At 47.0% G+C, this 26,237-nt stretch carries 27 protein-coding genes and 1 other annotated feature; of the genes, 18 read left to right on the top strand and 9 right to left on the bottom strand.

Translation table 11 applies throughout. The features are described from left to right. Window positions 1-17 precede the first annotated feature (17 nt). Window positions 18-1,271: a sporulation integral membrane protein YlbJ gene (gene ylbJ, locus MHB82_RS25140; RefSeq protein WP_341176135.1), complete on the bottom strand. Its 1,254-nt coding sequence runs from the start codon at window positions 1,269-1,271 to the stop codon at window positions 18-20. 563 nt (window positions 1,272-1,834) lie between these two features. Between ylbJ and MHB82_RS25135 the strand changes: the two genes are divergently transcribed. Together MHB82_RS25135 and MHB82_RS25130 are read left to right on the top strand one after the other, a co-directional pair. Continuing rightward, window positions 1,835-2,212, top strand: coding sequence for a globin domain-containing protein (locus MHB82_RS25135; protein ID WP_095361226.1), 378 nt, complete (start codon window positions 1,835-1,837; stop codon window positions 2,210-2,212). A gap of 38 nt (window positions 2,213-2,250) precedes the next feature. Continuing rightward, window positions 2,251-2,982, top strand: coding sequence for a DUF2225 domain-containing protein (locus MHB82_RS25130; RefSeq protein WP_341176134.1), 732 nt, complete (start codon window positions 2,251-2,253; stop codon window positions 2,980-2,982). A gap of 11 nt (window positions 2,983-2,993) precedes the next feature. On the opposite strand, the gene MHB82_RS25125 is transcribed toward MHB82_RS25130, so the two are convergent. Together MHB82_RS25125 and MHB82_RS25120 are read right to left on the bottom strand one after the other, a co-directional pair. Next, window positions 2,994-3,227: a hypothetical protein gene (locus MHB82_RS25125; RefSeq protein ID WP_095292183.1), complete on the bottom strand. Its 234-nt coding sequence runs from the start codon at window positions 3,225-3,227 to the stop codon at window positions 2,994-2,996. Continuing rightward, on the bottom strand, window positions 3,224-3,394 hold the full coding sequence (locus tag MHB82_RS25120; protein ID WP_095361228.1) for a YycC family protein: 171 nt from the start codon (window positions 3,392-3,394) through the stop codon (window positions 3,224-3,226). Before MHB82_RS25120 ends, MHB82_RS25125 begins: the two co-directional genes overlap by 4 nt. Window positions 3,395-3,525: 131 nt before the next feature. Between MHB82_RS25120 and MHB82_RS25115 the strand changes: the two genes are divergently transcribed. Then, window positions 3,526-5,325, top strand: coding sequence for a M3 family oligoendopeptidase (locus tag MHB82_RS25115; protein WP_341176133.1), 1,800 nt, complete (start codon window positions 3,526-3,528; stop codon window positions 5,323-5,325). A 319-nt stretch (window positions 5,326-5,644) separates the two neighbouring features. Next, the gene (locus tag MHB82_RS25110; RefSeq protein ID WP_341176132.1) at window positions 5,645-6,058 is read left to right on the top strand and encodes an O-methyltransferase; all 414 of its coding nucleotides are present in this window, start codon (window positions 5,645-5,647) and stop codon (window positions 6,056-6,058) included. A gap of 79 nt (window positions 6,059-6,137) precedes the next feature. Here the strand turns inward: MHB82_RS25110 and MHB82_RS25105 are convergent, their stop codons facing one another. Continuing rightward, window positions 6,138-6,371 (bottom strand): alpha/beta-type small acid-soluble spore protein, encoded by a 234-nt coding sequence (locus MHB82_RS25105; protein ID WP_095292177.1) that lies wholly within the window; start codon window positions 6,369-6,371, stop codon window positions 6,138-6,140. 198 nt (window positions 6,372-6,569) lie between these two features. Then, complete coding sequence (locus MHB82_RS25100; RefSeq protein ID WP_095361231.1) at window positions 6,570-7,547, bottom strand: aldose 1-epimerase; 978 nt, start codon at window positions 7,545-7,547, stop codon at window positions 6,570-6,572. 241 nt (window positions 7,548-7,788) lie between these two features. Further along, window positions 7,789-8,036 (top strand) — a binding site (T-box leader). A 70-nt stretch (window positions 8,037-8,106) separates the two neighbouring features. On the opposite strand from MHB82_RS25100, the gene trpS reads away from it, so the two are divergent. Further along, window positions 8,107-9,099: a tryptophan--tRNA ligase gene (gene trpS / locus MHB82_RS25095; RefSeq protein WP_095361233.1), complete on the top strand. Its 993-nt coding sequence runs from the start codon at window positions 8,107-8,109 to the stop codon at window positions 9,097-9,099. Window positions 9,100-9,216: 117 nt separating this feature from the next. Here trpS and MHB82_RS25090 read toward each other — a convergent pair whose 3' ends face one another. Beyond that, window positions 9,217-9,414, bottom strand: a complete 198-nt coding sequence (locus MHB82_RS25090) for a hypothetical protein (RefSeq protein ID WP_095361234.1) — start codon at window positions 9,412-9,414, stop codon at window positions 9,217-9,219. Between the two features lie 118 nt (window positions 9,415-9,532). Here MHB82_RS25090 and MHB82_RS25085 point away from each other — a divergent pair, with 118 nt between their 5' ends. Continuing rightward, complete coding sequence (locus tag MHB82_RS25085; RefSeq protein WP_095292170.1) at window positions 9,533-9,751, top strand: alpha/beta-type small acid-soluble spore protein; 219 nt, start codon at window positions 9,533-9,535, stop codon at window positions 9,749-9,751. 107 nt (window positions 9,752-9,858) lie between these two features. Here MHB82_RS25085 and MHB82_RS25080 read toward each other — a convergent pair whose 3' ends face one another. Next, a complete protein-coding gene (locus MHB82_RS25080; RefSeq protein WP_095361235.1) occupies window positions 9,859-10,839 on the bottom strand; it encodes a metal-dependent hydrolase in 981 nt (326 codons plus the stop codon). 257 nt (window positions 10,840-11,096) lie between these two features. Between MHB82_RS25080 and cyoE the strand changes: the two genes are divergently transcribed. After that, on the top strand, window positions 11,097-12,026 hold the full coding sequence (cyoE, locus tag MHB82_RS25075; protein ID WP_095361236.1) for a heme o synthase: 930 nt from the start codon (window positions 11,097-11,099) through the stop codon (window positions 12,024-12,026). 237 nt (window positions 12,027-12,263) lie between these two features. Continuing rightward, window positions 12,264-12,875: an SCO family protein gene (locus MHB82_RS25070; RefSeq protein ID WP_095361390.1), complete on the top strand. Its 612-nt coding sequence runs from the start codon at window positions 12,264-12,266 to the stop codon at window positions 12,873-12,875. A 100-nt stretch (window positions 12,876-12,975) separates the two neighbouring features. Here the strand turns inward: MHB82_RS25070 and MHB82_RS25065 are convergent, their stop codons facing one another. Further along, a complete protein-coding gene (locus tag MHB82_RS25065; RefSeq protein WP_095361237.1) occupies window positions 12,976-13,323 on the bottom strand; it encodes a toprim domain-containing protein in 348 nt (115 codons plus the stop codon). A 165-nt stretch (window positions 13,324-13,488) separates the two neighbouring features. Continuing rightward, window positions 13,489-14,670, bottom strand: a complete 1,182-nt coding sequence (locus MHB82_RS25060) for an MFS transporter (RefSeq protein ID WP_095361238.1) — start codon at window positions 14,668-14,670, stop codon at window positions 13,489-13,491. Window positions 14,671-14,887: 217 nt separating this feature from the next. Between MHB82_RS25060 and MHB82_RS25055 the strand changes: the two genes are divergently transcribed. The 10 genes from MHB82_RS25055 to MHB82_RS25010 all read left to right on the top strand — a co-directional run bounded on the left by MHB82_RS25055 (window position 14,888) and on the right by MHB82_RS25010 (window position 26,113). Continuing rightward, on the top strand, window positions 14,888-15,343 hold the full coding sequence (locus MHB82_RS25055; RefSeq protein WP_110756984.1) for an ATPase: 456 nt from the start codon (window positions 14,888-14,890) through the stop codon (window positions 15,341-15,343). A gap of 18 nt (window positions 15,344-15,361) precedes the next feature. Continuing rightward, window positions 15,362-16,510 (top strand): transglutaminase domain-containing protein, encoded by a 1,149-nt coding sequence (locus MHB82_RS25050; RefSeq protein WP_341176131.1) that lies wholly within the window; start codon window positions 15,362-15,364, stop codon window positions 16,508-16,510. Window positions 16,511-16,616: 106 nt separating this feature from the next. Then, complete coding sequence (locus MHB82_RS25045) at window positions 16,617-18,641, top strand: peptidoglycan D,D-transpeptidase FtsI family protein (RefSeq protein WP_341176130.1); 2,025 nt, start codon at window positions 16,617-16,619, stop codon at window positions 18,639-18,641. Window positions 18,642-18,968: 327 nt separating this feature from the next. Beyond that, the gene (locus MHB82_RS25040) at window positions 18,969-19,496 is read left to right on the top strand and encodes a hypothetical protein (protein ID WP_341176129.1); all 528 of its coding nucleotides are present in this window, start codon (window positions 18,969-18,971) and stop codon (window positions 19,494-19,496) included. A gap of 18 nt (window positions 19,497-19,514) precedes the next feature. Then, entirely contained in the window at window positions 19,515-19,916 is a 402-nt protein-coding gene (locus MHB82_RS25035) for a hypothetical protein (protein WP_341176128.1), read from the top strand. A gap of 310 nt (window positions 19,917-20,226) precedes the next feature. Then, window positions 20,227-22,203: a peptidoglycan D,D-transpeptidase FtsI family protein gene (locus MHB82_RS25030; RefSeq protein WP_341176127.1), complete on the top strand. Its 1,977-nt coding sequence runs from the start codon at window positions 20,227-20,229 to the stop codon at window positions 22,201-22,203. Between the two features lie 276 nt (window positions 22,204-22,479). Beyond that, entirely contained in the window at window positions 22,480-23,427 is a 948-nt protein-coding gene (locus tag MHB82_RS25025) for a metal ABC transporter solute-binding protein, Zn/Mn family (RefSeq protein ID WP_341176695.1), read from the top strand. Between the two features lie 93 nt (window positions 23,428-23,520). Next, window positions 23,521-24,279 carry a metal ABC transporter ATP-binding protein gene (locus MHB82_RS25020; protein ID WP_341176694.1) on the top strand — a complete coding sequence of 253 codons (759 nt, stop codon included), beginning with the start codon at window positions 23,521-23,523 and terminating at the stop codon, window positions 24,277-24,279. A 2-nt stretch (window positions 24,280-24,281) separates the two neighbouring features. Then, window positions 24,282-25,241, top strand: coding sequence for a metal ABC transporter permease (locus MHB82_RS25015; protein ID WP_341176126.1), 960 nt, complete (start codon window positions 24,282-24,284; stop codon window positions 25,239-25,241). Then, a complete protein-coding gene (locus tag MHB82_RS25010; RefSeq protein ID WP_341176125.1) occupies window positions 25,241-26,113 on the top strand; it encodes a metal ABC transporter permease in 873 nt (290 codons plus the stop codon). The genes MHB82_RS25015 and MHB82_RS25010 overlap by 1 nt, the downstream gene beginning before the upstream one ends. Window positions 26,114-26,237 lie beyond the last annotated feature (124 nt).

The following is a 26,237-nucleotide window of genomic DNA, read 5'->3' as shown; positions in this document are numbered from 1 at the left end:
AGGTGCGCAAGCAGGGCTTATTTTTGGAACCTTCCCGGGAAGAGCAGGGCACGAAGCAGAGAAAAGAACAGCAGCAAAAGCAGCACGCCGCCAAGGATCACGAATCCGAACAATATAATTTGTCCCGCATCTGGTGAGTATATAACTGTAGCTACAGGTGAAGAGCTGGTCTCACTTATGGCGGGCCATGCGGTTGGACCCATTATGGGTACCCACAGTAGTAAAACAAGTATAGGTGCAATCACAGCATGTATGGCTCTGGCAAACAGAAACGGCCCATATCGCATCGGCGTGTTGCTGAGTATGCTCATGATCTGAGCATGTACCGACAATCCTCCCCAGGACAACACAAATGCAGCAGCGGCAGCCTTATAAACAAGGGGGACGGCTGAACCTGCTCCTCCGGCTTCCTTGGCTCCAAGAGTCACTTCAAACAAACCACCTACAAGACTCTGTGATAAGGCAGGCGGCAAGTTCATGAAGGTGAGCAGCTGCTCTGTCATTTGATACAGCACGCCAAGTGATCCGGTCTGTACAAGTAACTCCATCATGACAGAGAAGAATACAACAAGCCCACCTACGATAATAATAAGGCGAAGGGATGAGGAGACAGCCTGGCGCAGTAGTTCTCCAAATGCACGCCCATCTGCCAATCTTGCCTCATGCATGGCATGGATAGCCTGTATGAATCTGCTGCCCTTTTGCTTCACGGTTGAGGTTGAAGGCGTAGGGGATGGAGAAGATGAGCTAGTTGCCCTTCCATGGAATCGCATGAGCAGACCAACGATGAAGGCAGCGGCATAGTGAGAAGCGACTAAAACCGGAGCAACGGCTACATTGTGAAAAAAACCGACGGATACCGCACCGATCATGAAGATGGGATCGGATGAAGTAGTGAAGGCCACGAGCCGCTCACCCTCTTCCCGCGTGACCAGCTTTTGATCCCATAATTGCGCAGTTAATTTTGCTCCCGTCGGATAACCGGAAGCGCAGCTGACCGCAAATACAAAACCTCCGCTTCCTGGAACACGAAACAGGGGGCGCATGAGTGGATTTAACAGGGTCCCGAGAAAATGGACAATGCCGAAACCGAGCAGCAGCTCAGAAAGAACCAGAAAGGGAAAAAGCGACGGGAATAACACATCCCACCAGATGGAGAGCCCTCTCACACTTGCATGCCAGGTCTCTGCAGGGAACAAGACCATAAGAAAACAGAGAACGAGGAGAGCGAGTGTAATCAGAACATGGGTAAGTTTGTATGAAGCTGCCATCATACCTCTCCTTTATATGATAATGGTCGATAAGCCTGCTGCAGTGAGTGTCGCTTGTGCCATCAATATATGAACCAAAGCGGACAAACAGTACAAATTAATATCCGGAAAGCGCTTGCAAAAATGGCTGTATTTTTAAACGATGTATGCTAAAATGATAAAAAACGCCTGAACGTCACCTATTTGTCCAATAAAGGTGAAATTCAATTCGGATGGAGTGATGATTATGAGTCTTGTCACCGGAATCCTGGTCTGTGCTTTTGTCTATGTAATACGTGCCTCGCTTGTACGCTCTGAAGAAGAGGACTGGCGAAGTTATTAATGGAATATATGGTGCGCCAATCTTGCGATTGGTGCTTTTTTTGTGTCTTCTGAAGTGAACAGGCTCTAGAGAAAAAGGATCGAAGACATCTTGACTTGCTGATGTTAGATAGGACTTTTGGGATTTTTTTGATAGAATGATGATAAAGGTGATGGCAACCTGATCTCAATTTTGTTTTCACATTTAAGCATTGATGTGTAAGATATGCCAAAATTCGACACGACTAGTGAGGGTTAGATGAATGAATCCCAATCTGAGTATTTATGAAAATCTGGGCGGAGAGCAGGGTGTTCGGGCATTAGTTGAAGCCTTTTACCCTATAGTCCAGCAAAACGAACAACTAGCTCCTCTATTTCCGGAAGATATACAGCCGGTTATGGACAAGCAATACATGTTTTTGTCTCAGTTTTTCGGTGGACCTGCGTTGTTCTCTGAGGCGTATGGTCACCCAATGATGCGTGCCCGCCATATGCATTTTGAAGTGACCGTTGAACGGGCACACGCCTGGCTGGCATGCATGGATCAAGCGTTGACACAGATCGGTGTGGAAGAGCCGCTGCATTCTTTTGTCCTGCAGCGTTTGTCGGGGCCGGCACATCATTTTGTGAATACGCCGTAACTCCGAATACAGGTAAAACGGGAGAGGGATGGAAACAAGTGGAATTAGAGCCTCTATATAAGGTGAAGGTCACATGTCATTATTGTGAAACCGAGTTTGAAACCTCCAGAGTCAGACCGAGCTTGAAGCGGCCCTATCGGACAGATTCCGATTTTTGTGCCTACTATAAGCTGGAGAATCCGGATTTCTATGTTGTGCGTATCTGCCCTGAATGCGGGTTTGCATCGACAGAGAACTCGACAGATAAATTGACTGACAAGCAGCGACTTGCGTTCAAGGAACAGATCGGTAATCGTTGGGAGAAACGGGATTACAGCGGATCACGGACACTAGATCAGGCACTGGCCACATACAAGCTCGGTCTATTTTGTGCTCAGGTAATCCAGGAGAAGGATCGCATTGTAGCAGGACTGCTGCACCATATCGCCTGGCTGTATCGTTACCGGGAAGATCATGAGCAGGAACGGCGCTTTCTGGAGTTTAGTCTGGAAGCTTATGTTAGAGTGTTCGAGAGGGAAGGCGCGGGCAGTAATGAAGCAAGGCTGCTGTACCTGCTTGGTGAGCTGAATCGCAGAGCAGGCCACTTCCACGAGGCCGTCAAATGGTTTGGGCGTGTCATTCACGATAAACGGATCACGGATGCGGCCATGATTCGGGCTTCCAGAGAGCAGTGGGCCCTGCTGAGGGAACAGATGATATCTGGCAAGATGGAACTGCCTGAAGAAATGATTGAAGCAGATAAAGAGGCTGCTAAGCGCAGCCCCATCTAATTAAACTTTGATTATTTGCGGACCGGTTTACTGGAGAGCAGATAATCACTATCGTTATCAATAACGGTCATGCTTCCATTGCAACAAGGAAAGACCAGCAATTTCTTTTTGCCTTCACGAATGCGTACAAGCTCTCTCGGTTTGAGGGGCAACAGCACATTGCTTGCTTGGCAGAACGGGCATTGCTGTACATAGATGTCCCCCATGACAATATCATAGGGCCAGCTGTTTTCAAAAGGGATCATTCCTGCTCGCCTTCCGAAGGGGCTGGTTTGGATGCTTCTTCTTTGGCCAATTCGGCAATCTTCTGCAACAGGATGTGCTGGGGCATGTGCATCAGATGCTCAAGCGGTACGCCAAGGGATTCTGCTAATTTGACGGCTGTGTCAGCCGATATTTGTAAAGGTTTCATCACATTTACCTCCTGAAAAAGTGGCTTAAACTATTTCTCTAGTATAGAGATAGAGCACTCATAAAACCAGTTTTTAATTGAAGTATTTTAGCTCAAATCCTTGAATTCCAAAAAGAGAGGTGCCTTATTAAATGAAAACACCACTAAAACCTGTATGGGATCTGGAGTCCATTTTTAGTGGAGGTTCTTCCTCCGAATCGTTCGCTGCGTACTTGGCCCGGCTGGAACAGGATGTACGCAAACTTCAAACCCTGTTGATTGAAACCGCTGCACCAAAGACGCTTGAAGATACTCATGCATTCGACGACATTCTTGAATTACTGCAGAGCTGCTACATTCGTATTTCGGAAGGTTCTGCATTTGTGTCCTGCCTATCATCGCAAAATCAGCAGGATAAGAAGGCTACTCAGCTGCAAGGCACCGTTAGTACTCTTGGAGCCATGCTGAACAGCAGCAAGTCCCGTTTTGACAACCTCCTTAGTCAGACAGCAGATGACGTATGGGAGAAGTGGATTGCTCGCGAAGATATCGAGCCCTTGGCTTTTGTACTGAATGAGAGCCGGACACAGGCTCGTGAGAAGCTGTCCCCTGAACTTGAAGGACTTGCGCTGGATCTGGGCGTGGATGGTTATCATGGTTGGGGCAAGTTCTATAATACGATTGTAAGTAAAGTGAACATTCCGTTTGAACAAAACGGTGAAACGATCATGCTCTCCGCCGGACAGGCTGCCAACAAGCTGAGTGACAGTGATCGCAACGTGCGTGAAACGGTATTTGCGAGCTGGGAGAAGGCTTGGACGGATGTAGAAGACTTCTGCGCCGATACATTAAACCATCTAGCCGGATTCCGTCTCAAGTTATATGAGAACCGCGGCTGGGACGATATTCTCAAAGAACCACTAGCCATCAACCGGATGTCTCGCCAAACGCTCGATACGATGTGGGACGTTATCAACGGAGCCAAACCAGCACTCGTGAAGTATCTGGAACGTAAGGCGGAGCTGCTTGGTGTGGATAAACTCAGCTGGAGCGATATTGATGCACCTGTAGGCAAGTCGGGTGGCAAAGTGACTTATGATGAGGCGGCAATCAATATCGTTGAACAATTTGCCAAATTCAGCCCTAAGCTCTCGAAGTTTGCAGAGATGGCGTTTGAGAAACGCTGGATTGAAGCGGAAGATCGCCCAGGCAAACGTCCTGGCGGATTCTGTACTTCTTTGCCGCTGAGCAAAGCTACCCGCATATTCATGACGTTCTCCGGAACGCCATCCAACGTTTCTACACTTGCGCATGAACTAGGACATGGATACCATCAGCATATTATGGAAGAACTTCCTGCATTGAATCAACGTTATGCCATGAATGTGGCAGAGACTGCATCCACTTTTGCCGAACTGATTGTTGCTGATGCACTGGTACAGTCAGCGACGGATGAACAGGAGAAGCTGGCTCTGCTGGAAGATAAGATTCAGCGCAGCGTTGCCTTTTTCATGAATATTCATGCCCGTTTCCTGTTTGAGAATCGCTTCTATGAACAGCGCAAAAAAGGCTTGGTTAATGCAGATGAGTTATCCAAGTTGATGGTGGAGGCTCAGCACGAAGCCTTCTGTGGTGTTCTTGCATCGGATCATCCTCACTTCTGGGCATCCAAGCTGCATTTCTATCTGACAGGTGTACCGTTCTACAATTTCCCTTATACCTTTGGCTACATGTTCAGTGCGGGCATCTACGCCAGAGCACAGCAGGAAGGTACAGCCTTTGCAGACAAATATGATGATTTGCTGCGGGATACCGGGCGAATGACGGTGGAAGAACTTGCACAGAAACATCTGGGTACAGATCTGACACAGCCTGACTTCTGGCAAAATGCTGCGAATCTGGTGATTGCCGATATTGAGCAATTTCTTGAAATGACGGCAACCGCGAAGTGACAAATACAGGGAGTGGTACCCAAGCATTTTGAATGAAATGCTTCGTATACTCGTATGTGAAAAAGAGAGCTGCACCACATGTTAACCAGCATGTGGTTGCAGCTCTCTTTGGTTATTTTAGTCGTGGGCCTGATTCGTATAATTTGTCGGATTATCAAGAATTAACTCGTTTTAAAGCATTGGATTGGCAATTAATTGTGCAACTTATAGTTATAATTACCCAAGTTTGTTTCATTTTGTTGAATGAGTATATTTGTTGTCATATAATGAGTCGTAAGTCCTTGTTTTGAAGGATGAAGTGCATAAAGGAGGAGCAATAATGGTAAATATTGACCAGCTTTCATTAGCAAGACAGTTGGATTTGGTGTTTAAAGAACTTGATAAGGAACTGTCAGGGTTAGACTCGGGTGTAGTTTTTGTGCAAATACGCAATAATGTAATTGGAAAGTTCGGTATTCGACATAATCCGATTTCTGGACGGAATGGACAAATGGATACAGAGGATCAGGGGTTAACTGGAAGTCAGCGCTCCTCATTCCGCGCTATGGCACTTGAGACTTTAAAGTTTAAGCAGAACTGGACGCATGGCGAAATTTCGTATGACTTTACCGTAAGACAAGGCGTGATTTTGGTGGACGCCACGATGGAATCCAATTACAACATGGCTAACCTTATGATTCGCTACCCTAGAACAAATACATACAAGGATTCAGGAATGGAGTCGACATCTTAATTGTGTAGACATGCACAAAAGCGGCGCTTCCGGAGAAGGCCGCTTTTTGGCTCTAAATCATCCAAGCATTAGTCCGAACTTAAGAACGACCAGACAATTGTTGCTCAGCGATTTGTACCAGACGTTTAGTAATGTATCCACCCAGAGAACCTGTCTCACGGGAAGTGTAGTTACCGTAGTAACCGTCTTGTGGAATTGTTACACCCAGCTCTTGCGCAGCTTCCATTTTCAATTGTTGCAATGCTGCGTTTGCTTGAGGAACAACCAGATTGTTGGAACGGCTTCCGCTACCTCTGTTTTGACCTCCGTACATGTGTGTCACCTCCTTATGGCTTGGTGATGTTAGTATGGTTAGAGAATGAGGAAATATACGTGATATGGCGTAAGGAAATAATTGGGATTTAATTGTGAAGAAACACATGAAAAAAGCCGATCCAGACAGGATCGGCCTCTTTGTTAATAAGGTAAATATTATAGGTGTGTTGTACTACCCGTACAAGATTGAAAGGGACTACTCCTTGGTAGGAGCAACAACCTCAATCCGGGTGAGAAGTTCAACGGGTTGTTCAGGTTCCAAACGAATTAACCCGGTTTGTTCATCCGTCAGAGGGAGGTTCGGGGCATCGGAGAGCCAGGTGTAGGGCTCAATGCACAGAAACTGATCGGATTCACCCTTGGTAAAGAGCACCCAGTGTTTAAAATACTGTTCATCTGCTGAGTACTTCAGCAGATATCCATCCTGACGACGGAGCTGTGCAGTCGCTGCCTGACCTTCCGTAGCTTTGAGAATGGTATCCCAGTTGCGTCCCTGCATATTTACACCTTGATTTAAGGCGTCCCAATCTCCAAGAGGCTCAAGCTCACCCGTAGGCAACTGTTCCTCGTTCTGAGCATAAACGCCAGAGACAGGTAGTTGAAGTGTCCAATCGGCAGGCTTGCCGTCTAGCAGGAACCATGTATGATATCCCATTCCAAACGGAGCGGGAGTCGAACCCAGGTTGGTAACACGAAGACGCTGGCTCAGCACGGAGTTTTGCAGCCTGAACGTCATTTCGAGCTTCAGAGGCACCGGAAATTGTTCCATCCAATGCTCTTCATTTGCAGTCAGCAATTCGGTTGTAATGGCACAGCCTTCTTCATCTTCTTCAATGTCGCTGACACACCAGGATTGGGTGCGATGGAGACCGTGAATATGGTTGTCATTTGCCGTATTCTGATCGAACTGGTATTTAACCCCTTCGTATTCGAAGCGCCCACGATGTATGCGTCCTGGCGGAACCAAAAGAGGTACACCGAAGTGATAAGGTTTCTGCAAATAAAATGCTAAATCATCTTCTTCTGGACTGCGGACGACATCACGATCCTGCACCAGATCACGAATCGAGATGATATTGTTTCCTAGACGCGGCAGCAGGGTGATCTCCAATTCACGGCTATGTAGGATATACGTGTCGTAACCATTCCATTGGCCTTTGGTCACTTGTTTCATATCGATGCTCCTTTTCCCACTTGAAATCTGTCTGCAAGCGGCTTATCATGCTCCGCTGCAGGCGTGTCATTGAGTACATGCCAGCAATCCCATACAGCCTTCCGAGGTAGGGCTAATACAGGATAAGCAATTCCATCATAACAGATTTCGGCTTGGCGGGTAAAAAAAGCTGATTCCATTTTTGACAATCTGCGTGAAGCGGATTAAGATGGAATGCAGAAGGAAATAACATATGAATTGAATCAAAGCGATGACAGGGACAAGTAAGTTAGGAGAAAACTCTTCAGAAAGCCGGTGGGTGATGCGAACCGGTGTGAACTCTTTACCGAATGGACCCTTGAGTGCTGATTGGAACAGGTGCCTTGCAGAAATGCAAAACTTACCTCAGTAGAATTGGACGTCTATTCCACGTTACGGGAAAATGAAGGTGTTTTTCGCATAATTGGAAAAACACGAATAAGGGTGGCACCACGGTCTCACGTCCCTTGCGGATGTGAGGCTTTTTTGCGTCCGCGGAGAAGAAACAGGCGAACAAAACATGAGGAGGCGCGAGTGACTTATGAAAACTGTATTATCTGGAATCCAGCCGAGCGGTAAACTTACCCTGGGCAACTATATTGGTGCAATCAAGAATTTTGTGAAGCTGCAGCATGATTACCAATGCCATTTTATGGTGGTAGATCTCCACGCAGTAACCGTGGCTCAGGAGCCAGCTGCACTGCGTGAACAGTCTGAAGCCGTGGCTGCACTGTTTCTAGCAGCGGGGATCGATCCAACAAAATCAAATGTGTTCCTGCAATCCCATGTTCCTCAGCACGCTGAGCTTGGATGGTTGATGACGACACTGACATCGATGGGTGAACTGGAACGGATGACCCAGTTCAAAGATAAATCTTCAGGCAAGGACTCGGTTGGGGCGGGCTTGTTTGTATATCCTTCATTGATGGCAGCAGACATTTTGCTGTACAATGCGGACCTCGTTCCTGTAGGGGAGGATCAAAAACAGCATTTGGAACTCACCCGTGATCTGGCAGGCCGTTTCAATCATCGTTATGGAGAATACTTTACGATTCCGGATCCATATATTCCGCAGGTGGGCGCACGCGTGATGTCCCTGGACGATGCTTCCTCTAAAATGAGTAAAAGTAATCCAAATGCGGGCAGCTACATTGCCCTGTTGGACCCGCCGGATGTAATCCGCAAAAAAATTAGCCGTGCCACGACGGACTCCGGACGTGAAGTGGTTTACGACCCGGCCAACAAGCCAGAGGTCAGCAATCTGATGAGCATCTATGCAGAGTGTGCAGGTATTACGCTGAATGAAGTAGCAGAACGTTACGAGGGTAAAATGTATGGTCCGTTCAAAAAAGAGTTGGCCGAAGTGGTTGTCTCTGTTATTGAACCGTTACAGGAACGATATCGGGAAATTCGTGAATCTGGCGAATTGGCCGAGATTTTGGAGACTTCAGCACGTCGTGCTGAAACAGTCGCTGCCAAAACGCTTCATGATGTGAAAGAACGCATGGGGTTTGTTCCTAGACGTACAGTATAGGTCATCACGGACATCGTTCAACAATGTTAAAACTTCACGATATAAAGTGATGAAAAAAGAGAGGAGCTAACTGCTCCTCTCTTTTTTTGTTCAAATAGAAATCTGGAACCTTCCAGGTCAGGATGTCGATTCGGTTGTAGAACGCAATTCCTGGCGCTCTTTCTTGGCACGAATGACGAAACCCCAGCCGATATTGGCAATGGATAGGATGAACAGCAGCGAGGCTAACCAGCCGTTATAAGAAATCGATATGGCTGAAACCGTTAACAAAACAATCGATGAGAATGCGAACCATAAGGACAAACCTTTACTCATTGGGAAAAACCTCCATTACAAAATTAATGAATCTCCGTATAACTTGAAGCGTGCGAGCCATAATAATCTTGCAAGCTTGCAATACATTACAGACACAGATTGAAAGGAGATTTTAAATATGGCTCAAGGATCTCGTTCTAACAACTTGGTGGTACCTCAAGCAACTGCAGCACTGCAACAATTGAAAATGGAAGCTGCACAGGAACTGGGTGTAACAATCCCGCAAGACGGTTACTACGGTAACTACACTTCCCGTGAGACAGGATCTCTTGGTGGTTACATCACCAAACGTCTGGTACAAATCGCTGAGCAACAATTGTCTGGGTCTGGCAAATAATTTATCATAAAAGCAAGCAACAAAACAAAGGCCCGGAGCGGAAACGCTCCGGGCTTTTCATCGCGCAACAGTTCCTTACTTGATTGTGCCTTTCCCGGTCCTTCTCGTCAAGACCGGGCGGATAAAAGTTTTTTATCCATTTTCTCATCGCTTAACCAGCCGACATACGTATCAATCGTTTCAAAATTACGGTCCATCACGACCACGGCGACAAACGGATACTGCTTGCGGTGTCGATACCGCACATCCGCCCAGCGGACCTTGTATCCTGCAGGCAGCTCCTCTACCTCGGCAACCGCATAGGAGGTGAAGTAGAGAAAAGCATTTACCTCTGGTGATTTCCGTGAGGCGGCGACAGCCGCATGAGTGGAAGACGAGGCATGCAGATGCCAGGTCAGCTCTGCTCCATCCATTTTTCCGATTTCGTAACTGTTATCCGCAAAATGCTTCACCACATGCCAGCGGTTCCAGGATATCGTTGGAATGACGATATAGCGAAGCGCCGGTTTGTTGTTATCCAGCCCTTTCACTTTGGCTACAGCTTGGGCATGGGCAATGATTCGCCATACATAATAGAGGGCTATAACGATATACAGTGTGACAAACAACGGGGCAGGGGCGATCAGATCAAAGGCCCACAGCAGGATTGCCACCACGTGCGAAGCGAACAGAAACGGATCGAAAATATGAATGATATTCCAGGCAATCCATCGTTCCGAGAATGGCCTTGCTGCCTGGGTTCCATAGGTGTTGAACAGATCGGTAAAAACGTGAAAGCCCACGGCGACAGCTGTCCAGGCAGCGACGTGTCCAATGGGAACATCAGGGAAAATCAGTGCAATGACGCCCGTGATGAGCAGAACCCATAATAGAAGAAAGGGCGGCGAGTGGGACATACCCCGATGATTTCGAATGTACAATGAGTTGCTTTTGAGACGCAGCGCCGTATCAATGTCAGGGGCCTGGGAGCCAGCAATGGTACCCACCATCACCGCAGCCGCGAGCATGGGACTGGAAGCCACGACAGGATCGACATAAGCCAGACCTGCCAAACCAATACCCATGACAAAATGTGTAGAAGTATCCATAAACGTCTCCTTTGTGGTGTAGCTCAATTTCATCATATTAATGATTCTATATCTAGGTGATACCCATATATAGTGTATATTATCCGCCTGTCTTGACGCAAAACAGCCAAAACCCGAAAAAGTTGTCATAAGAAGTTCATTTCACCCAACATTTGTACGAGCATTGTCATACTCTTGGCCATTTACCTATGATAAACTTTATATCGGAGACAAAGAGAAAAACCTCCAAACCGAGAATTAAGGGGGATTAACCAAGCGTGGACAATCAGTTGGGATACCAGGCTTCTTCCGATTCTGCAACATTGACCTCGCCTCCGACCAAGTCGGGATCGTGGAAAGACTTTATTCATATCACCAAACCGGGAATACTTCGAACCAATCTTATTGCCGTTTTTGGAGGGTTTTGGCTGGCATCCCAGTGGGATATCAACTTGGTAAAGATGCTGCTGACCTTACTTGGGACTGCGCTAGTTATGGCTTCTTCCTGCGTATTTAACAATTATTTTGATCGTGAACTTGATTTGAAAATGGAACGTACCCGCAACCGCTCCTTACCGACGGGAAGGTTAACACCGAAGGTGGTTTTGTCGTATGCGATTATTTTAGGCGTGCTAGGCTTAACTGTTCTTTTTGCTTTTTCGGGTATACTTGCCGGATTATGCGGCATTTTTGGCATGTTTGTCTATGTTGTTATTTACACGCTTTGGTTAAAACGATCCTCAACATGGAGCACATCCATCGGAGGTTTGTCAGGTGCCATGCCGCCAGTTATCGGCTATGTCGCTGTAACGGGACGTTTGGACCTGGGTGCATGGCTGCTTCTTGCCATGTTGTTCCTGTGGCAGCCTCCGCATTTCTGGGCGCTCGCCATCCGTCGGGTAGAGGATTATCGGGCCGGTGGATTTCCGCTGCTGCCCGTAGTGAAGGGCATTGAACGGACCAAGATTCAAATGATTCCTTATCTGGTGCTGCAGATTTTTGTTCCCATTCTAATGTATGCATACGGGTATGCCGGTATTTTTTATCTGACGGTGTCACTGGTGCTGTCGGTACTGTGGCTATATTATGCCCTCAAAGGATTTCGTGCACAGGATACGGACGCCTGGGCCAAAAAGGTGTTTATTTATTCCATTAATTATCTGTCTCTAAGCTTCATACTGATGATTCTGGATACGGTTCATAAATAATGGATTGGAGTACTGTGAAGGTGCAAAATAAATGCTTGGGCATCTGCATCAAGAACGGTTACAATAAGGAAGGGTCCCATCCAGAGTGGGGTTCTTCGTATACATATGCAATTTTTAGCAAAAGAAGTTACTTATTTCTTCATAACGTGACATCCCGGGCAAGAAACGATAGCCGTGTAATTCAAAGTAAGATATGTATGCGCATTCATATCGAGAGTACAAGAAAGGACGAGGATGATGCTGAAAAAGTACAAATGGACCTGGATGCTGCTGGGTCTCGCACTGATTATGGCAGTATACCTTATGTGGGGCACCGTCTTTGCCAGCAAGGAGAAATTACCCGAGATTCGGGAGATCCAATCTTTCTCCATGGAAAATGTGGATGGGACAACCGTTTCGCTCGATGATACCAAAGGCAAGGTGCGGCTGTTCTATTTTTATTTCACCAGTTGTCCTGATGTATGCCCAATTACGACGTTTACGTTGTCCCAGGTGCAGGATTTGTTGAAGGAAGATGGCACATTCGGCAAGGATGCTTCCTTTGTTTCGATTTCATTTGATCCGGAAGTCGATACCAAGGAGAAAATTAAGGAATTCGCGGACCGTTTCCATGCGGATTATGACGGGTGGTATTTCCTGCGAGGGGATATGGATAAAACAAAGCAACTCGCCAAGGATTCATTTCAGATTCTGATTGAAGGCGAGAGCAAGGATGATTTTGCACATATGAACATGATTGGTCTCGTAGATCAGAACAATCAGCTGCGCAAGGTGTATAACGCATTTAATACAGAAGATGTCGAGCCTGCAGTAATCGCAGAGGATATCCGCAATCTGATCAATGAATAATCTGTTCTAATTATATTAGAATCATATTAGTATCCATAAAAAAAGGCTGCTAGCCGGTTGGTAAATAACCGCTAAGCAGCCTTTTGCAATTGTTTTACGTTTAGAATGACGGGTACTCGGGGTATTGAATATACTCTTCCAATCCGGCCTTCTCCAACTGGGCAATGATGTATTCATCAGGGGTTCCTTCCACACCCGCATAACCACGTCTGGTATACATCTGCACTGCATCGGGGAAGGCGTCCCGCAGCACACTTCTGATTTTTTTGCCTGAACTGTCATTATCCATAAACAGATATACTTCATCGTAACCAACCTGTTTGCGCAGGGACTCCAGCTTGAGCGAATTCAGAGTGCCGAATGTACATAAAATGTTGATTTCCGGTCCAACGAGACGTTTCAGCTTGCTGCGATCATTCTTACCTTCCACAATGACATGAATAGGCATGATATTCACCTCTTGTTCGAGAGCTAGTGTCGACATTCCCCGGGAAATGTTGCAGCGAAAATCGACTGGATTATATATAGTTTAGCTGTAAATGGGGGAATGATGCAAAGCAAAGGTAAATACAAGCCATTTTAATAAAAAATGGACTTACATCATGGATCACGTCTATCCCAGTACGCTATTTGGATCTGTTGAAGACAGGGATGCCTCACGTCTGCTGGTGAAGTAAGGAAGGAGCAGAATGCCGACCATTAATAGAATAAACGCGATAAAATACGGCGAGACACCTACACGCAGCTGACCTGCGGCGATGGGACCAATGAAGGACCCGATGGAGGTAGCAATGGATTGCAGTGAAAAAATACGTCCCAGCTTGCTTCCGCCGCTTAAACGGATAAACAGGGTCGCCATGGCTGGAAAAGTAATCCCTTTGGACATGCCCAGTACAAAGAGCACAGCAGCGAGAGGGATGTCCGGGAAGGCTGCTAACGTGAAGAAACAGAGAGACATCAGCAGGACCCCTGCAGTTAAACGCAGCTTGGGCGAATAGCGATTAAGAAAAAGCATGCTGAGCGTAAGCAGTGCCCCGATACTAATGACCGAAAACAATAGCCCCGTAGACATCATGGACGAGTGTCCTCCGCCCCGGAGAGGTAATTCAAAAAACAGGATCCCCTGTGCACACGCAATGACCAGCGGCAATGCAAAATAACGCCAGGAGACAGGTATGAAGGTATTCGTACTTCCTCCGAGGTTAGCAGGCTTGGGAGGTACGGTTTCTTTCTCTCGCTGAACATCGACAAGCCCCTTCGGCATGGACAACCAGGCAATCATGCCTGACAGAATGAGCAGGTATCCAAGACTCGCAAATGTAGCAGAGAACCCCAAAGCACCAACAATCAGTGCTCCGGCAGCCGGAGATACAACAGACGCCAGCGTGTGTACGACACCATGTCCGGACATATACTTGCCCTGAGTGACCGGGTTGGTCGACAGCTGTGCAAGCAGGGCAAGACAGGCCGGAGACAGAAAAGCGAGCACAAAGCCGCTGATGGAACGAAGTGCAAGCAGCTGCCATGGCGTGTGAATGTGGGCTTGCAGCAGCAGAATAATGCCTGCCCCCAGTAAACTGAACACGATATAACGCCGACTGCCATGTTTATCGATTTGTGTGCCGGCAATTAAATTGCCGGGAAGATGAGTCAAGGAGTAGATACCCATCATCCACCCGATGAAGGTGGGTGCAGCCCCGAGCGAGATGGCAAAGGGGGTCAGGATGGGATATTGGGCGTGCAGGTCAAAAACAGCAAGAAACAAAAATAGATAGAGCCAGATGGCCGTTTTCACAAAAGCCCCTCCTTGTTAAACGATGCATGTTCATGCCAGGTCGTCAAAATGCGTTCCCGATTTTTCATGCAAAACCTCATGGTACTACTTGTACGTTCAACTGGACGAACTTAGACCTTTATTTTTACGGGAGAGTGCTTAGCTGACAGCGGGTTCGGAAATCATGTATAATATTCGGGAAGTGTGATTTCTTAACTCTAATACGGAAGGTGTAATCATGAACATAGAAGTGATCAAAGAGTTTGTGATGCAGAACTGGCTGGTGATCGTCGTTGCACTGATCATTTTGTTCTTTGTTCTGAATGTGGTCAAAACCGTATTGAAATGGGCGATTGCCATCATCATTATTGCGGCTCTGTTGATATACAGCGGCATCTCCATCGATCAGATTAAACAGACGGTTTCGGATGTGCAGTCCAGTACGATGGACACATTGAAAAAGGAAGCGACCAATATCATGGTGAAGGAAGCCTCCAAGGCCACCTACGCCAAAGGACAGGATGGACAATTTACCATTACGAGTCCCAATGTGGAAATTAAGGGGACAGCCGGGTCGAACAAGGTCAATGTGACCTTGCGCGGAATTTCACTTGGCGAATGGAATCTCGACAATGAAACGATACGTACGTTTGTCGAACAGGCCAGAGGAAATGGAACTGTACCAGCTTCTTAGCAAAGGGGGAATGAATACGTGTTGCAGAATTGGCTGGACAGCCTGAAGGAATTCAATGGCATCACGATTATGCTGTTATTGATTGTGGCAGCTTCATTGCTTCAGGGATGGTCCAGAGGCGCTTCGCGTTCGGCAGGAAGACTATTTGGATTCCTGATGGATGGCATTATGGCGGTCATTGGCATTCTGTTGTCCATTGGTTTGACCCTTTGGCTGGCGCCGTATGTGCAGCAGTGGTTGTCTGCGCATGCTTCAGCCATGCCGAATCGGGATCTGAACCGATGGGAGCAGATGTACTATACGTTGGTTACGGCGATTGCTGATTTTCCATTGATGCGGTTTGCCGTGTTGTTTGTGCTTAGCTATGGATTTATTCGTTTAATTCTTGGCTTGTTCTCTTCCCTTTTCTTCAGAAGGAGATATCATTCAGCAGAACAAGAGAGTACTCCCAAGGGTATTATTAGCCGCTTCATGGGTGCAATCATAGGAGCGGTCATTGGATCTGCCCGCGGGATGATTGTCATTGCCGTTCTCTTCATGATTGTCAGCTTGTATCCTGGAAGCATGTTTAGCCGATATGTAGAGGCTTCGCCGATCTACATGCAGGGAGCAAAGTCCGTTATTGAACCGTTATCCGGTAACCTGATCAAGGACAAGCTTCCGGTATTTACCCAAGCAGTTCAAAAGGAACTGGGCGGGATTTTGCAGCGGAAGTATGAGGTCATTGACCACAATATTCCGGCAGATATTGAATCTGCAGCTAGTGAGATTGTGAAAGGTCAAAACACGGAAGAAGCAAAAGCACGCGCCCTGTATGATTGGGTAGGTTCCCGCATTCAATATGATTACGGGAAAGTGGATGATTATGAGCAAAAAGGCATATGGCATGAACAGACACCGCAGAACACGTTTGATACGCGTAAAGGGGTATGCATTGATTACGCGCGTCTGTATGCGGTCATGGCCCGTTCACAAGGACTGGATGTTAAGGTCGTTACAGGACTTGGATACAACGGCCAGGGCGGATATGGCCCACATGCATGGAATGAAATTTATTTGAGTGATTCCCAGAGCTGGATTCCGCTTGATCCGACATGGGCGGTGAGTGGTGACTGGTTCAATCCTCCGAATTTTGCCGATACCCATCTGAAAGATCAGACAGCATAACATTACACCGGACAGGGTTCCGGATTATGACGACGTTGCCAGGTTATCATGCCGCGGCTGGACTTCTAAGAGCGGTATGCATCAAGTCATGAAAGAGGTAGGATGAATGAACAATCATTCAAAAGAGAAGGATGAACTTACTGACAAAAGGCGCTTCAGTTACCGGATGAACGTATTTTTCTTCGCTTCCTTTGTTATTTTTAGCGTTATTATCGTACGGCTGGCGTTTCTGCAATTCGTTGAAGGGCCTGAGCTCAGTCAGGAAGAGGCCAGCAACATTACCAAGGATGTGCCGCTCGCTCCGGTGAGAGGAACCATCTATGATTCAACCGGTGAGGTGAAGCTGGCGTATTCCAAGCCGATTCAGTCTCTATACCTGACGCTCTATAAAAACTATGGTGATGTAAACGGACAACCAAGTCCAAACTTCCCAGAAGCTCAGGATATTGCAACAAGGCTGCATGATGTGTTTGAACAGTACAAAACCAAGGAGTCGGAGTCCCTTACCGTTGAGCAGATTATTGAAGCGATGGACCTCAACTCCCGCAAGGCGAATGGCTTCATGCCACGACTTATCAAGAGCGATCTGTCTGAGGAAGAAGTGGCTTATTTCCTTCAGCACAAGGATGAATTCACGGGAATTCAGATTGTTGAAGAAAGTGTGCGTTACTATGATCCGGACACGGTGGCTGTTCAGACCATCGGATATTTGAAAAAGTTTAAAAGTTCCAAAACGTTGAACAAATACAAAGAGGTTGATGAGGCCAACAAAACGCAAACTGATCCTGGGCTGGTATATACGGAAAATGAGTTTGTTGGATTTGATGGACTTGAATTGCAATATCAGGATGTGCTGCGCGGTAAAAGCGGTTATAACTCTGTGGATGTGGATTTGCGGAATTTGCCTGAGGGCGTTGCAGGGTCTACTCCACCTGAGAAGGGCTATGACCTGATTACGAGCATCAACAAAAACGTGCAGGTGAAGACAGAGCAGGCGATCCTGGATCAACTGAGCTGGCTGCATACACACCCGGTTTCTGGTAGACTTCACCCGAATGCTAAGACAGGTTTTGCGGTAGCGATGGAAGTGGACACTGGGAAAATTGTTGCATCTGCCAGTATGCCTGACTATGACACCAACGTTTGGAAAACGGGTGGGATAAGCACCGAAGACTACGATAAAATCAAATATATTTACCAGAATGGTACAATTCGTGGCTTCCCGCCAGATGACACCGGTAAACGAGCAGAATCCGTTGTATTGCTTGGTTCCACGATCAAACCTCTTAGTGTATTGATTGGTCTTAAGGAAGGTTTCTTCACTACTAATACCGTATATCCAGACAGAGGTTCTACAACTTTCGGTGGGGATAACCGCAGAGTACAGAACTCTTCCGGTCACGTATACGGTCTGTTGACTCCACATGATGCGATTCGTCATTCCTCAAACGTGTTTATGATTGATGAAATCGGTAAGAAGTTATACACGACGTATGGTGCAAAGGGCGTTGATGTATGGGATCAATACATGGAGCAATTCGGCCTTGGTGTACCTACAGAGGTAGATTTGCCTAATGAGCGGCCTGGTCTCAAAGAATACAGGGAAAGCTCCGAGAGTTCCTTGACCAAGTTGGTATATGCCTCCTTTGGTCAGCAAGGGAAATATACAACCATGCAGTTAGCACAGTACACCACAATGCTGGCCAACAAGGGTAAACGGATGCAGCCGCAATTGGTGAGCGAGATCCGGGATTCCGAGGGTAATATTGTTGAGAAAGTGAAACCAAAAGTGCTAAGTACGGTCGATTTCAATGACGCTTATTGGAAAGAGGTACAACGAGGCATGGCTACGGAGGTTACCGCATTTAGCGGCTTCCCTTATGATTTTGCGAGAAAAACAGGCACATCGACTCAGCTAGTCGGCGGGAAATTGGTCGACAACGGGGTATTTATCGCTTATGCACCGCGAGAAAATCCAAAACTGGCTGTAGCCGTGGTCATTCCTGAAGGGGGCTTCGGTTCCAACAGTGCGGCTCCAGTTGCACGTGCGATCTTCGATGCGTATGACGAGGAGTTCGGCCTCGATGGTGTTCCGAAGAAAGATAAAACGGAAGAAACAGATACACCATAATACCAGTCAATTCAAACATAAGATAGGCAATATGTTTGTCATGATTTTATGAAATTGCATTGAAAGTAGATATAATCGGCGTCCATCCAGGAGATGGCGTCGATTTTTTTTGAAAAGATTTACGATATAAAATAAAAATATGCGACAAGAGGATAAAAATGGTAGAATGGTCCTTGTTTAAAATTTTTTTAGGAAAAGTCGGCTAATAACGGCTGAGATGCTGATACAGTGTTTGATATAATACAGCTTAGTCTTGCCTGATAAAATCTAATAGCTTCAGTAGTCTAATTAGGATTTTTATACATACTTAGTTCCGGAGGAAAATAAATGAGAACGTTTTTTGGAGTGCTTTTTATAATTATTGCGTTACCTATTTTACTTCTATTTTTAGCTTTGTTGACCCGAGTACAGAAAGGATATGATCTGTTTATCGTGATAACAGTCTTCCTTTTACCGGGGATTATATTGATGTGGGCTGGCATTAAAAACCTCAATAGTAGGCCCAAGATATTGTATTCCGTTTCTCCCTATCCTCGAAACAATTATGTAGGGAATGATGGGGATAACGACCATCTACACCGGCTGGATTCAGATATCAAACCTAACGTTTTTCAACAGAACATCAACGTTTTTAACGGTCATAGAGATCAGCAGTTTGGGGTTGATCTAAACCATGATTTTTCACCGTTTAATACATACAATAACAGTTCATCTCAGAATGAGCACAGACAGGAAGCGCAACGGCCCAAGGTCGTCATTTCAGCGGAGTGTTCCGGGTGCGGAGCAAAGGTCAAGGTTCAAGGCACGATGTCTGCAGAGTGCGAATATTGTGGCACGACTGTTGAACTTTCGTAACTCAGAAGGGGAATTTTAATGAAAAAAATATTGGCAATCATCCTGTTTCTATTATCATGTCTGCCCGTTTATTCTCTCTCTGTTCATACAGCCCTAAAGGGAGGGTGGGAAATACCTGTTGCTATTTTCTTTCACTTCATTCCAGCAACTTCTCTGTTGTATGTTGTATTTCGATTGTTCAAAGGCTATCCGTTATTTGATCGAGGACACCGTTCCGGTTCTACAAACCACAAGTCTAGTGAAGAGCATGACTCATGGGTAGACGAGAGAGAGTGGCATCAGGGAAAAGAACAAGAGGAACCTGAGCAAAAGGAAGAGAAGAAGCTGCAGATTTCTTGTCCTGGTTGTGGTGCAAAGATACACATTTCCATTCATTCCACATCTCCATGTGAATATTGTGGAACTATGGTACATGCTTAATAATTGGGGCAGAGAACAAAGTAGACAACAATAGAATATGTAATCGGTAATTTTTTCCTTGAATTCATTTGAGGAAGGGTTGCCGATATTTTTTTGTGATTTTGTTGATAAATGAAGTCTGGTCCCGAAACCAGTTTGCTAAATTGTCACTTGCATATGTTCAAGATGACTCATGTTTACGAAAATGTAACCAAATTTTGGGGGACATGGAAGTTGGCCTTTGATAAACTTATAGAGGGAAAATATCTGAGTTGTACGTTAATGATTTAGACTGTTAACCATTATTTATATAGAACGGAGAGGCTTATACATGTTTAACCGATGGAGGAGCAAGAAAGCAGCCGATGAGGACACAGCTGTCAATAAGCCGTCTGCAGCAAGAATAAACCTGTTCTTTTTCGCTGCATTTGTTATCTTTAGTATTCTTATTTTTCGATTAGCCTTTGTGCAGTTTGTCGAGGGACCTGAATTGACGTATATGGAAACGACACGTAATACTAAAGACATTCCGCTGGCACCTGTGCGTGGACCGATCTATGATGCCACGGGAAAAGTGGCGTTAGCATACTCCGAGCCTGTACAGTCTCTGTATGTATTGTTGTATGAAGATTATAGTAACGGTTCCCGGCAGGAAGAAGCTCAAAAACTCGCAGATGATCTTGCTGCAGTGTTCAAGAAGTTTAACCCTGGAGACAAGGAACAGCCGGATGCTGCAGAGATCATGAAACGCCTCGATCTGGATTACCAGAAGACACACGGTTATACGCCAAGGTTGGTTAAATCCGATCTAAATACGAAAGAAATTGCTTATTTCATGGAAAAAAAGGCTGAATATCCAGGGGCTATGGTTCTGGAGGAAAATGTGAGAAAGTATGACCCTGATCGGGTTGCTGTTCAGGTCATTGGCTATACTAGAGAGTTCAAGGGTCAACAAAATAACTTAGATAAGTATAAAGAAATTAGTAAGTCGCTGGCAACGGAAAGGGACCCGGGTCTTCGCTATACTCAGCAAGAAATGGTTGGAGTAGGTGGGCTGGAGTTTCAATATCAGGAGGAACTTCGTGGAAGAAGTGGCTATCAATCTATTGATATTAATGCACGTAATCTTCCTGAAGGAACAATCATGCAGACTCCGCCAGAGAAAGGCTACAGCCTAGTCTCCACAATCAACAAGGAAATTCAGCTGGCAGCTCAGCAAGCGATTACAGATGAACTCCGCAAGCTGCCCAAAGCCATTACGGGGTATGCAGTGGCGATGGAAGTAGATACCGGAAATGTTGTGGCCATGGCCAGTATGCCGGACTACGATCCGAATGATTGGGATTATGAGAAAATCAAATACGTTTACCGGAATGGAACAATTGCCTCCTTCCCGCCGAATGATTCCAAGCCTAGGCATGCTGAGTCAGTTGTTCTACTAGGTTCCGTCATCAAACCCCTTAGTGTACTTATCGGCCTAAAAGAAGGCTTGTTCACAGCAGGACAGACCTATCACGATCAGGGATATGCTATTCTGGGGAAAGACGGACGGCAGGTGAGAAACTCTCACTCTGCCTATAATGGTCATATCACGGCAAGACGCGCCATAGAGAAGTCTTCCAATGCGTTTATGATTGATATGGTAGGCAAACGTTTGCTGAATAAATATGGCTCAGAGAAAGGAATCAGAGTTTGGGACGAATACATGAAAGACTTCGGCTTGGGTGTTTCTACAGGCGTGGATCTTCCAGGTGAGTACTTGGGTACACTTGAATACAACGAGGATCATGAATCCGCCTTGACACGGCTAGCGTTTGCCTCGTTTGGTCAACAAGCGAAGTACACGACGCTTCAGCTCGCACAATATACCACGATGCTTGCCAATAAGGGCAAACGGATGGAGCCTCATTTGGTGAAAGAAATCCGTGACGCAGAAGGCAATGTCGTTAAAAAAATTAAACCTAAAGTTTTAAACGAAGTGGATTTTGCGGATGCATACTGGAATGAAGTACACCGCGGCATGGTCACCAAAGTAAGCTCGTTTGACGGATTCCCTTACGACTATGCCCGTAAAACAGGTACGTCCGAGCAGGGAACCGGACCGAATAAAAAGGAGAACGGTGTGTTTATTGCATTTGCACCGCGTGAGAATCCAAAACTGGCCATCGCAGTTGTTGTACCGGAGGGCGGATTCGGGTCTGTCAGTGCGTCCCCGATTGCGCGCAAAATTTTCGATGCATACGATGAGGTGTACGGTCTGGATGGAACGCCCAAAGGGAAAAAAGGTCAAGAGAAGGATAAAGAGTAATCATAAGATTTCTAAGGAGAGAGACCATAGTAACGGAGATTAACACATGTGCCGTTGGTTTACTCCATATCATTATTCTGCAAAAAAGCCAGTGAAACGGCTAATAAACGGAACTGGACAGGCAAGGGAAATTATCCCTTGCCTTTTTATTTTGCATCGGCTAAAATTTGCACAAGGGAAACATTATTAGTCGAGTATAAATTTTAATACCTTGTACAACAAAATTAGATGTGGACAATTATGTTAGGAGAGGGAAAGGAGAGGTTGGAATTGTTAATGGTGAAGATGAGGAGTATTCAAAGAGGGTTCATGACGCTGACAGCCCTGGTGTTGATTGTGGTTTTGACCGCTTGTTCCAGCTCAGCCGAATCGGGAAGCACGGAAGGGAAAATGCAGGTTACAGCAACCACAGGCATGATTGCAGATGTAGCACGTGAGATCGGAGGGGCATACGTTGACGTTACCGGGCTAATGGGTCCAGGCGTAGATCCCCATCTGTACAAGGCTTCGCAAGGGGATATCCGCAAGCTGGAGCAAGCTGAGGTCATTTTTTATAACGGGCTGCATCTGGAAGGTAAAATGACTGATATTTTGGAGAAGATGTCCAAGAGCAAAACAGTAACTGCCGTAACAGACGGCATCCCAGTAGATGAATTGCATTCGGGTCAGGAAACCGGAGGTACGGAATATGATCCACATGTCTGGTTTGATGTGAGCCACTGGATGCATGCGGCAGAAGCCGTGCGCGATACACTTGTGGAGGAAGATCCGGATCATGCTGAGGCATATCAGGCTCAAGCCGAAGCGTATTTGGCAAAGCTCGAGGAACTGGATAACGAAGTGCGCACAAAAATTCAGGAGATACCTGCAGCGAGCCGGGTACTTGTTACCGCGCACGATGCTTTTGGGTATTTTGGTGAAGCCTACGGCATGAAAGTGATGGGACTTCAGGGTATCAGCACAGCAGCCGAATATGGTGCGAAGGATGTCAGTGAACTGCGGGATTACCTCGTGGAAAACAATATTAAGGCGGTATTTGTGGAATCGAGTGTGCCGGCAAAAGCGATGGAAGCCATTATTGCCGGAGCCGCCGAAAAAGGACATACGGTCAGCATTGGCGGCGAACTATTCTCGGATGCCATGGGTGCTGAAGGAACAGAAGAAGGTACCTACATTGGCATGATCCGTCACAATACCGAGACGATTGTAGAGGCGTTGAAATAATGATTTTATCCAGAGAGGAGTGGAAGCAGCATGAGCAAGACAACGTTATCTGAGAACATGCTTACGTCCGAGCATCCGAATGAATTGCAGGGAATGCAGCCTACAATGGCCCCGCTTAGTGTTCGGGATCTGGCTGTAGCCTATCATAAAAAGCCAGTTCTCAGCGGGGTTTCCTTTGATATACCCGAAGGGCAGCTCATCGGCATTCTCGGTCCAAATGGGGCCGGGAAGTCTACCCTAATCAAGGCTGTACTCGGACTGGTACCGAAAATGCACGGTGAGGTGCGAATTTTTGGTCAGTCCTATCGTGAGCAGCGGCGCCGGATCGGCTACGTTCCCCAGCGGGAATCGGTCGATTGGGATTTTCCAACCCATGCGCTGGATGTGGTGATGATGGGCAGGTACGGTCACCTGGGCTGGTTTCGTCGTCCAGGCAAGAAGGAGCGTGATCTGGCTGCACACTGCCTCGAGCAAGTGGGTATGGGAGCCTATATGCATCGCCAGATTAGCCAGCTGTCCGGCGGACAGCAGCAGCGAGTCTTTCTGGCCCGTGCACTGGTTCAGGATGCAGACCTGTATTTCATGGATGAGCCGTTTGCAGGGGTGGATGCCACAACGGAAAAGGCCATCATTTCCCTTTTGGAACAGCTGAAAAAGCAAGGGAAGACGGTACTCGTTGTTCATCACGATCTGGCGACGGTGGAGGAATATTTCGACCATGTGCTGCTGCTCAACGGGCGACTGGTTGCCGGCGGGCCGACAAGTGAAGTGTTTGTACCTGATACGCTGCAGGAAACCTACGGAGGCCGGATTGCGATGATCGGAAGCCGGACGGAGAAGGGCCAGGTGTAACGATGGGGAACTGGATCCTTTCCATTCTGTCTGACCCCAACACACGCTGGATTTTGCTTGGCTGTTTGTTGCTCGGGTTCAGTAGTGGCATTATTGGTTCATTTACTTTTTTGCGCCGCCAAAGTTTGATGGGCGATACACTGGCACATGCGGCATTGCCAGGGATCTGTATTGCTTTTATGTTGACGGAAACCAAGTCCGTAGGTCTCTTTCTGTTTGGTGCACTCGCTGCAGGAATCATTGCGACCTTCGGGATATCCTGGATCACCCGGTATTCACGGATTAAGCAGGATGCAGCGATGGGGATTGTGCTGACGGTATTCTTCGGCATCGGTGTAGTCATGCTGACCCGCATTCAGCATGGGGCCAGCGGAAGCCAAAGTGGACTTGATAAATATTTGTTTGGTCAGGCGGCCTCCATGGTGATGACCGATGTATACGTCATGGGCGGTGTCTGTCTCGTTTTACTCATTGCCTGTCTGGTCTGGTTCAAGGAATTCAAGCTTGTGAGCTTTGATCCTGGATTTGCCCGGGGCATGGGATTGCCTGTAGCGATGCTGGAACAGCTGATCTTGCTGCTGACAGTCATCGCGGTTGTAGCGGGAATTCAGGCAGTCGGAGTTGTTCTTGTCGCTGCCTTGCTTGTGACTCCTGCGGCAGCAGCGCGCTGCTGGACCGATTCACTTGCACTTATGGTACTGCTCGCAGGCATATTCGGTGCTCTGAGTGGTGCCACAGGTACCATCTTCAGCACGCTCATTCCTAATCTGCCAACAGGACCTGTAACGGTCCTTGCAGCTACGGTACTGTTTGCCGGATCGGCGCTGCTTGCTCCGCGTCGGGGGTTACTGGCTCGCCGTTTGCGAAGCATGCAGGCCAAATCGGCTTATCTTCGAGAAGAGCGTGCTACGCTTCAGACACTGTCCGCCCAAGGAACACAGCAGGAACGGGGGGAGCTGTAATGGCTACATTTTGGATCATATTAACGGCTGTATTGGTTTCGTCCGCATGTGCCATTCTCGGATGTTTCCTTATCTTGCGGCGAATGGCACTGGTTGGGGATGCCATCAGCCATGCCGTGCTTCCCGGGATTGCCATTGCTTTTCTATGGAGCGGTTCCAGGGATTCCTTATGGATGCTGCTTGGGGCCACTATTTTCGGTCTATTAACGGTATTCTTCATTCAAAGCCTGCAGGCCGGAGGGCTGTCTTCCGATGCGTCCATTGGCATTGTATTTACGGCACTGTTTGCCGTCGGTGTTATTCTGATCAGTCTGAACGCCCAGCATATTGATCTGGATCTGGACTGTGTGCTCTTTGGTGAGATAGCCTACGTACAGTGGGATACGTTAACACTTGGGGGTACGGATGTCGGACCAAGGGCCGTCTGGATGCTGGGTATTACGCTCCTGGTCATCCTGATTGTTATCGGACTGTTCTATAAACAGTTCAAACTATGCGCCTTCGATCCGGCGCTGGCAGCTGCCTGCGGTATACCGGTCGTGTTGTTCCATTACCTGCTTATGGGGCTTGTATCCATGACGTCCGTGGCTTCCTTTGAAAGTGTGGGGTCCATCCTCGTGGTAGGCATGTTGATTGTTCCCGCGGCGACAGCTTATCTGCTCACGGATCGATTGGGTAAAATGATCATGTACAGCGTACTGGTGGGGGCTGCTTCCTCTGTTGGGGGCTATATAATGGCATATGCATTGGATGCTTCCATTGCAGGCTGCATGGTGGCGGTAGCTGGAATTCTGTTTGTCTTGGCACTCTTGCTGTCTCCGAAACATGGCATTATCCTCCGCTACGCTCGTCGTAAATTCGCGACACGGTAAGAACTAGATAACAACCGTCTGCATACGCAGGCGGTTTTTGCTGTTTGGGATGTGTGATATCGGGTATGACATCCTTATAGATGAGGAGTTCCCTCGATCTGCTCCAGCAGATTAGTGCATATGA

This window comes from Paenibacillus sp. FSL K6-2862 (assembly GCF_038005125.1).
GTDB lineage: Bacteria > Bacillota > Bacilli > Paenibacillales > Paenibacillaceae > Paenibacillus > Paenibacillus illinoisensis_A.
Note: the sequence above shows the minus strand (reverse complement) of the source record. Positions and strands in the feature narration are given on the sequence as shown.

Excerpts from the sequence above, each read along its gene's own strand:
- ylbJ (WP_341176135.1), bottom strand. The coding sequence starts at position 1,271 with ATGGCAGCTTCATACAAACTTACCCATGTTCTGATTACACTCGCTCTC.
- MHB82_RS25135 (WP_095361226.1), top strand. The coding sequence starts at position 1,835 with ATGAATCCCAATCTGAGTATTTATGAAAATCTGGGCGGAGAGCAGGGT.
- MHB82_RS25125 (WP_095292183.1), bottom strand. The coding sequence starts at position 3,227 with ATGATCCCTTTTGAAAACAGCTGGCCCTATGATATTGTCATGGGGGAC.
- MHB82_RS25120 (WP_095361228.1), bottom strand. The coding sequence starts at position 3,394 with ATGAAACCTTTACAAATATCGGCTGACACAGCCGTCAAATTAGCAGAA.
- MHB82_RS25115 (WP_341176133.1), top strand. The coding sequence starts at position 3,526 with ATGAAAACACCACTAAAACCTGTATGGGATCTGGAGTCCATTTTTAGT.
- MHB82_RS25110 (WP_341176132.1), top strand. The coding sequence starts at position 5,645 with ATGGTAAATATTGACCAGCTTTCATTAGCAAGACAGTTGGATTTGGTG.
- MHB82_RS25105 (WP_095292177.1), bottom strand. The coding sequence starts at position 6,371 with ATGTACGGAGGTCAAAACAGAGGTAGCGGAAGCCGTTCCAACAATCTG.
- MHB82_RS25100 (WP_095361231.1), bottom strand. The coding sequence starts at position 7,547 with ATGAAACAAGTGACCAAAGGCCAATGGAATGGTTACGACACGTATATC.
- trpS (WP_095361233.1), top strand. The coding sequence starts at position 8,107 with ATGAAAACTGTATTATCTGGAATCCAGCCGAGCGGTAAACTTACCCTG.
- MHB82_RS25090 (WP_095361234.1), bottom strand. The coding sequence starts at position 9,414 with ATGAGTAAAGGTTTGTCCTTATGGTTCGCATTCTCATCGATTGTTTTG.
- MHB82_RS25085 (WP_095292170.1), top strand. The coding sequence starts at position 9,533 with ATGGCTCAAGGATCTCGTTCTAACAACTTGGTGGTACCTCAAGCAACT.
- MHB82_RS25080 (WP_095361235.1), bottom strand. The coding sequence starts at position 10,839 with ATGGATACTTCTACACATTTTGTCATGGGTATTGGTTTGGCAGGTCTG.
- MHB82_RS25070 (WP_095361390.1), top strand. The coding sequence starts at position 12,264 with ATGCTGAAAAAGTACAAATGGACCTGGATGCTGCTGGGTCTCGCACTG.
- MHB82_RS25065 (WP_095361237.1), bottom strand. The coding sequence starts at position 13,323 with ATGCCTATTCATGTCATTGTGGAAGGTAAGAATGATCGCAGCAAGCTG.
- MHB82_RS25055 (WP_110756984.1), top strand. The coding sequence starts at position 14,888 with ATGAACATAGAAGTGATCAAAGAGTTTGTGATGCAGAACTGGCTGGTG.
- MHB82_RS25045 (WP_341176130.1), top strand. The coding sequence starts at position 16,617 with ATGAACAATCATTCAAAAGAGAAGGATGAACTTACTGACAAAAGGCGC.
- MHB82_RS25040 (WP_341176129.1), top strand. The coding sequence starts at position 18,969 with ATGAGAACGTTTTTTGGAGTGCTTTTTATAATTATTGCGTTACCTATT.
- MHB82_RS25035 (WP_341176128.1), top strand. The coding sequence starts at position 19,515 with ATGAAAAAAATATTGGCAATCATCCTGTTTCTATTATCATGTCTGCCC.
- MHB82_RS25030 (WP_341176127.1), top strand. The coding sequence starts at position 20,227 with ATGTTTAACCGATGGAGGAGCAAGAAAGCAGCCGATGAGGACACAGCT.
- MHB82_RS25025 (WP_341176695.1), top strand. The coding sequence starts at position 22,480 with ATGGTGAAGATGAGGAGTATTCAAAGAGGGTTCATGACGCTGACAGCC.
- MHB82_RS25020 (WP_341176694.1), top strand. The coding sequence starts at position 23,521 with ATGCAGCCTACAATGGCCCCGCTTAGTGTTCGGGATCTGGCTGTAGCC.
- MHB82_RS25015 (WP_341176126.1), top strand. The coding sequence starts at position 24,282 with ATGGGGAACTGGATCCTTTCCATTCTGTCTGACCCCAACACACGCTGG.
- MHB82_RS25010 (WP_341176125.1), top strand. The coding sequence starts at position 25,241 with ATGGCTACATTTTGGATCATATTAACGGCTGTATTGGTTTCGTCCGCA.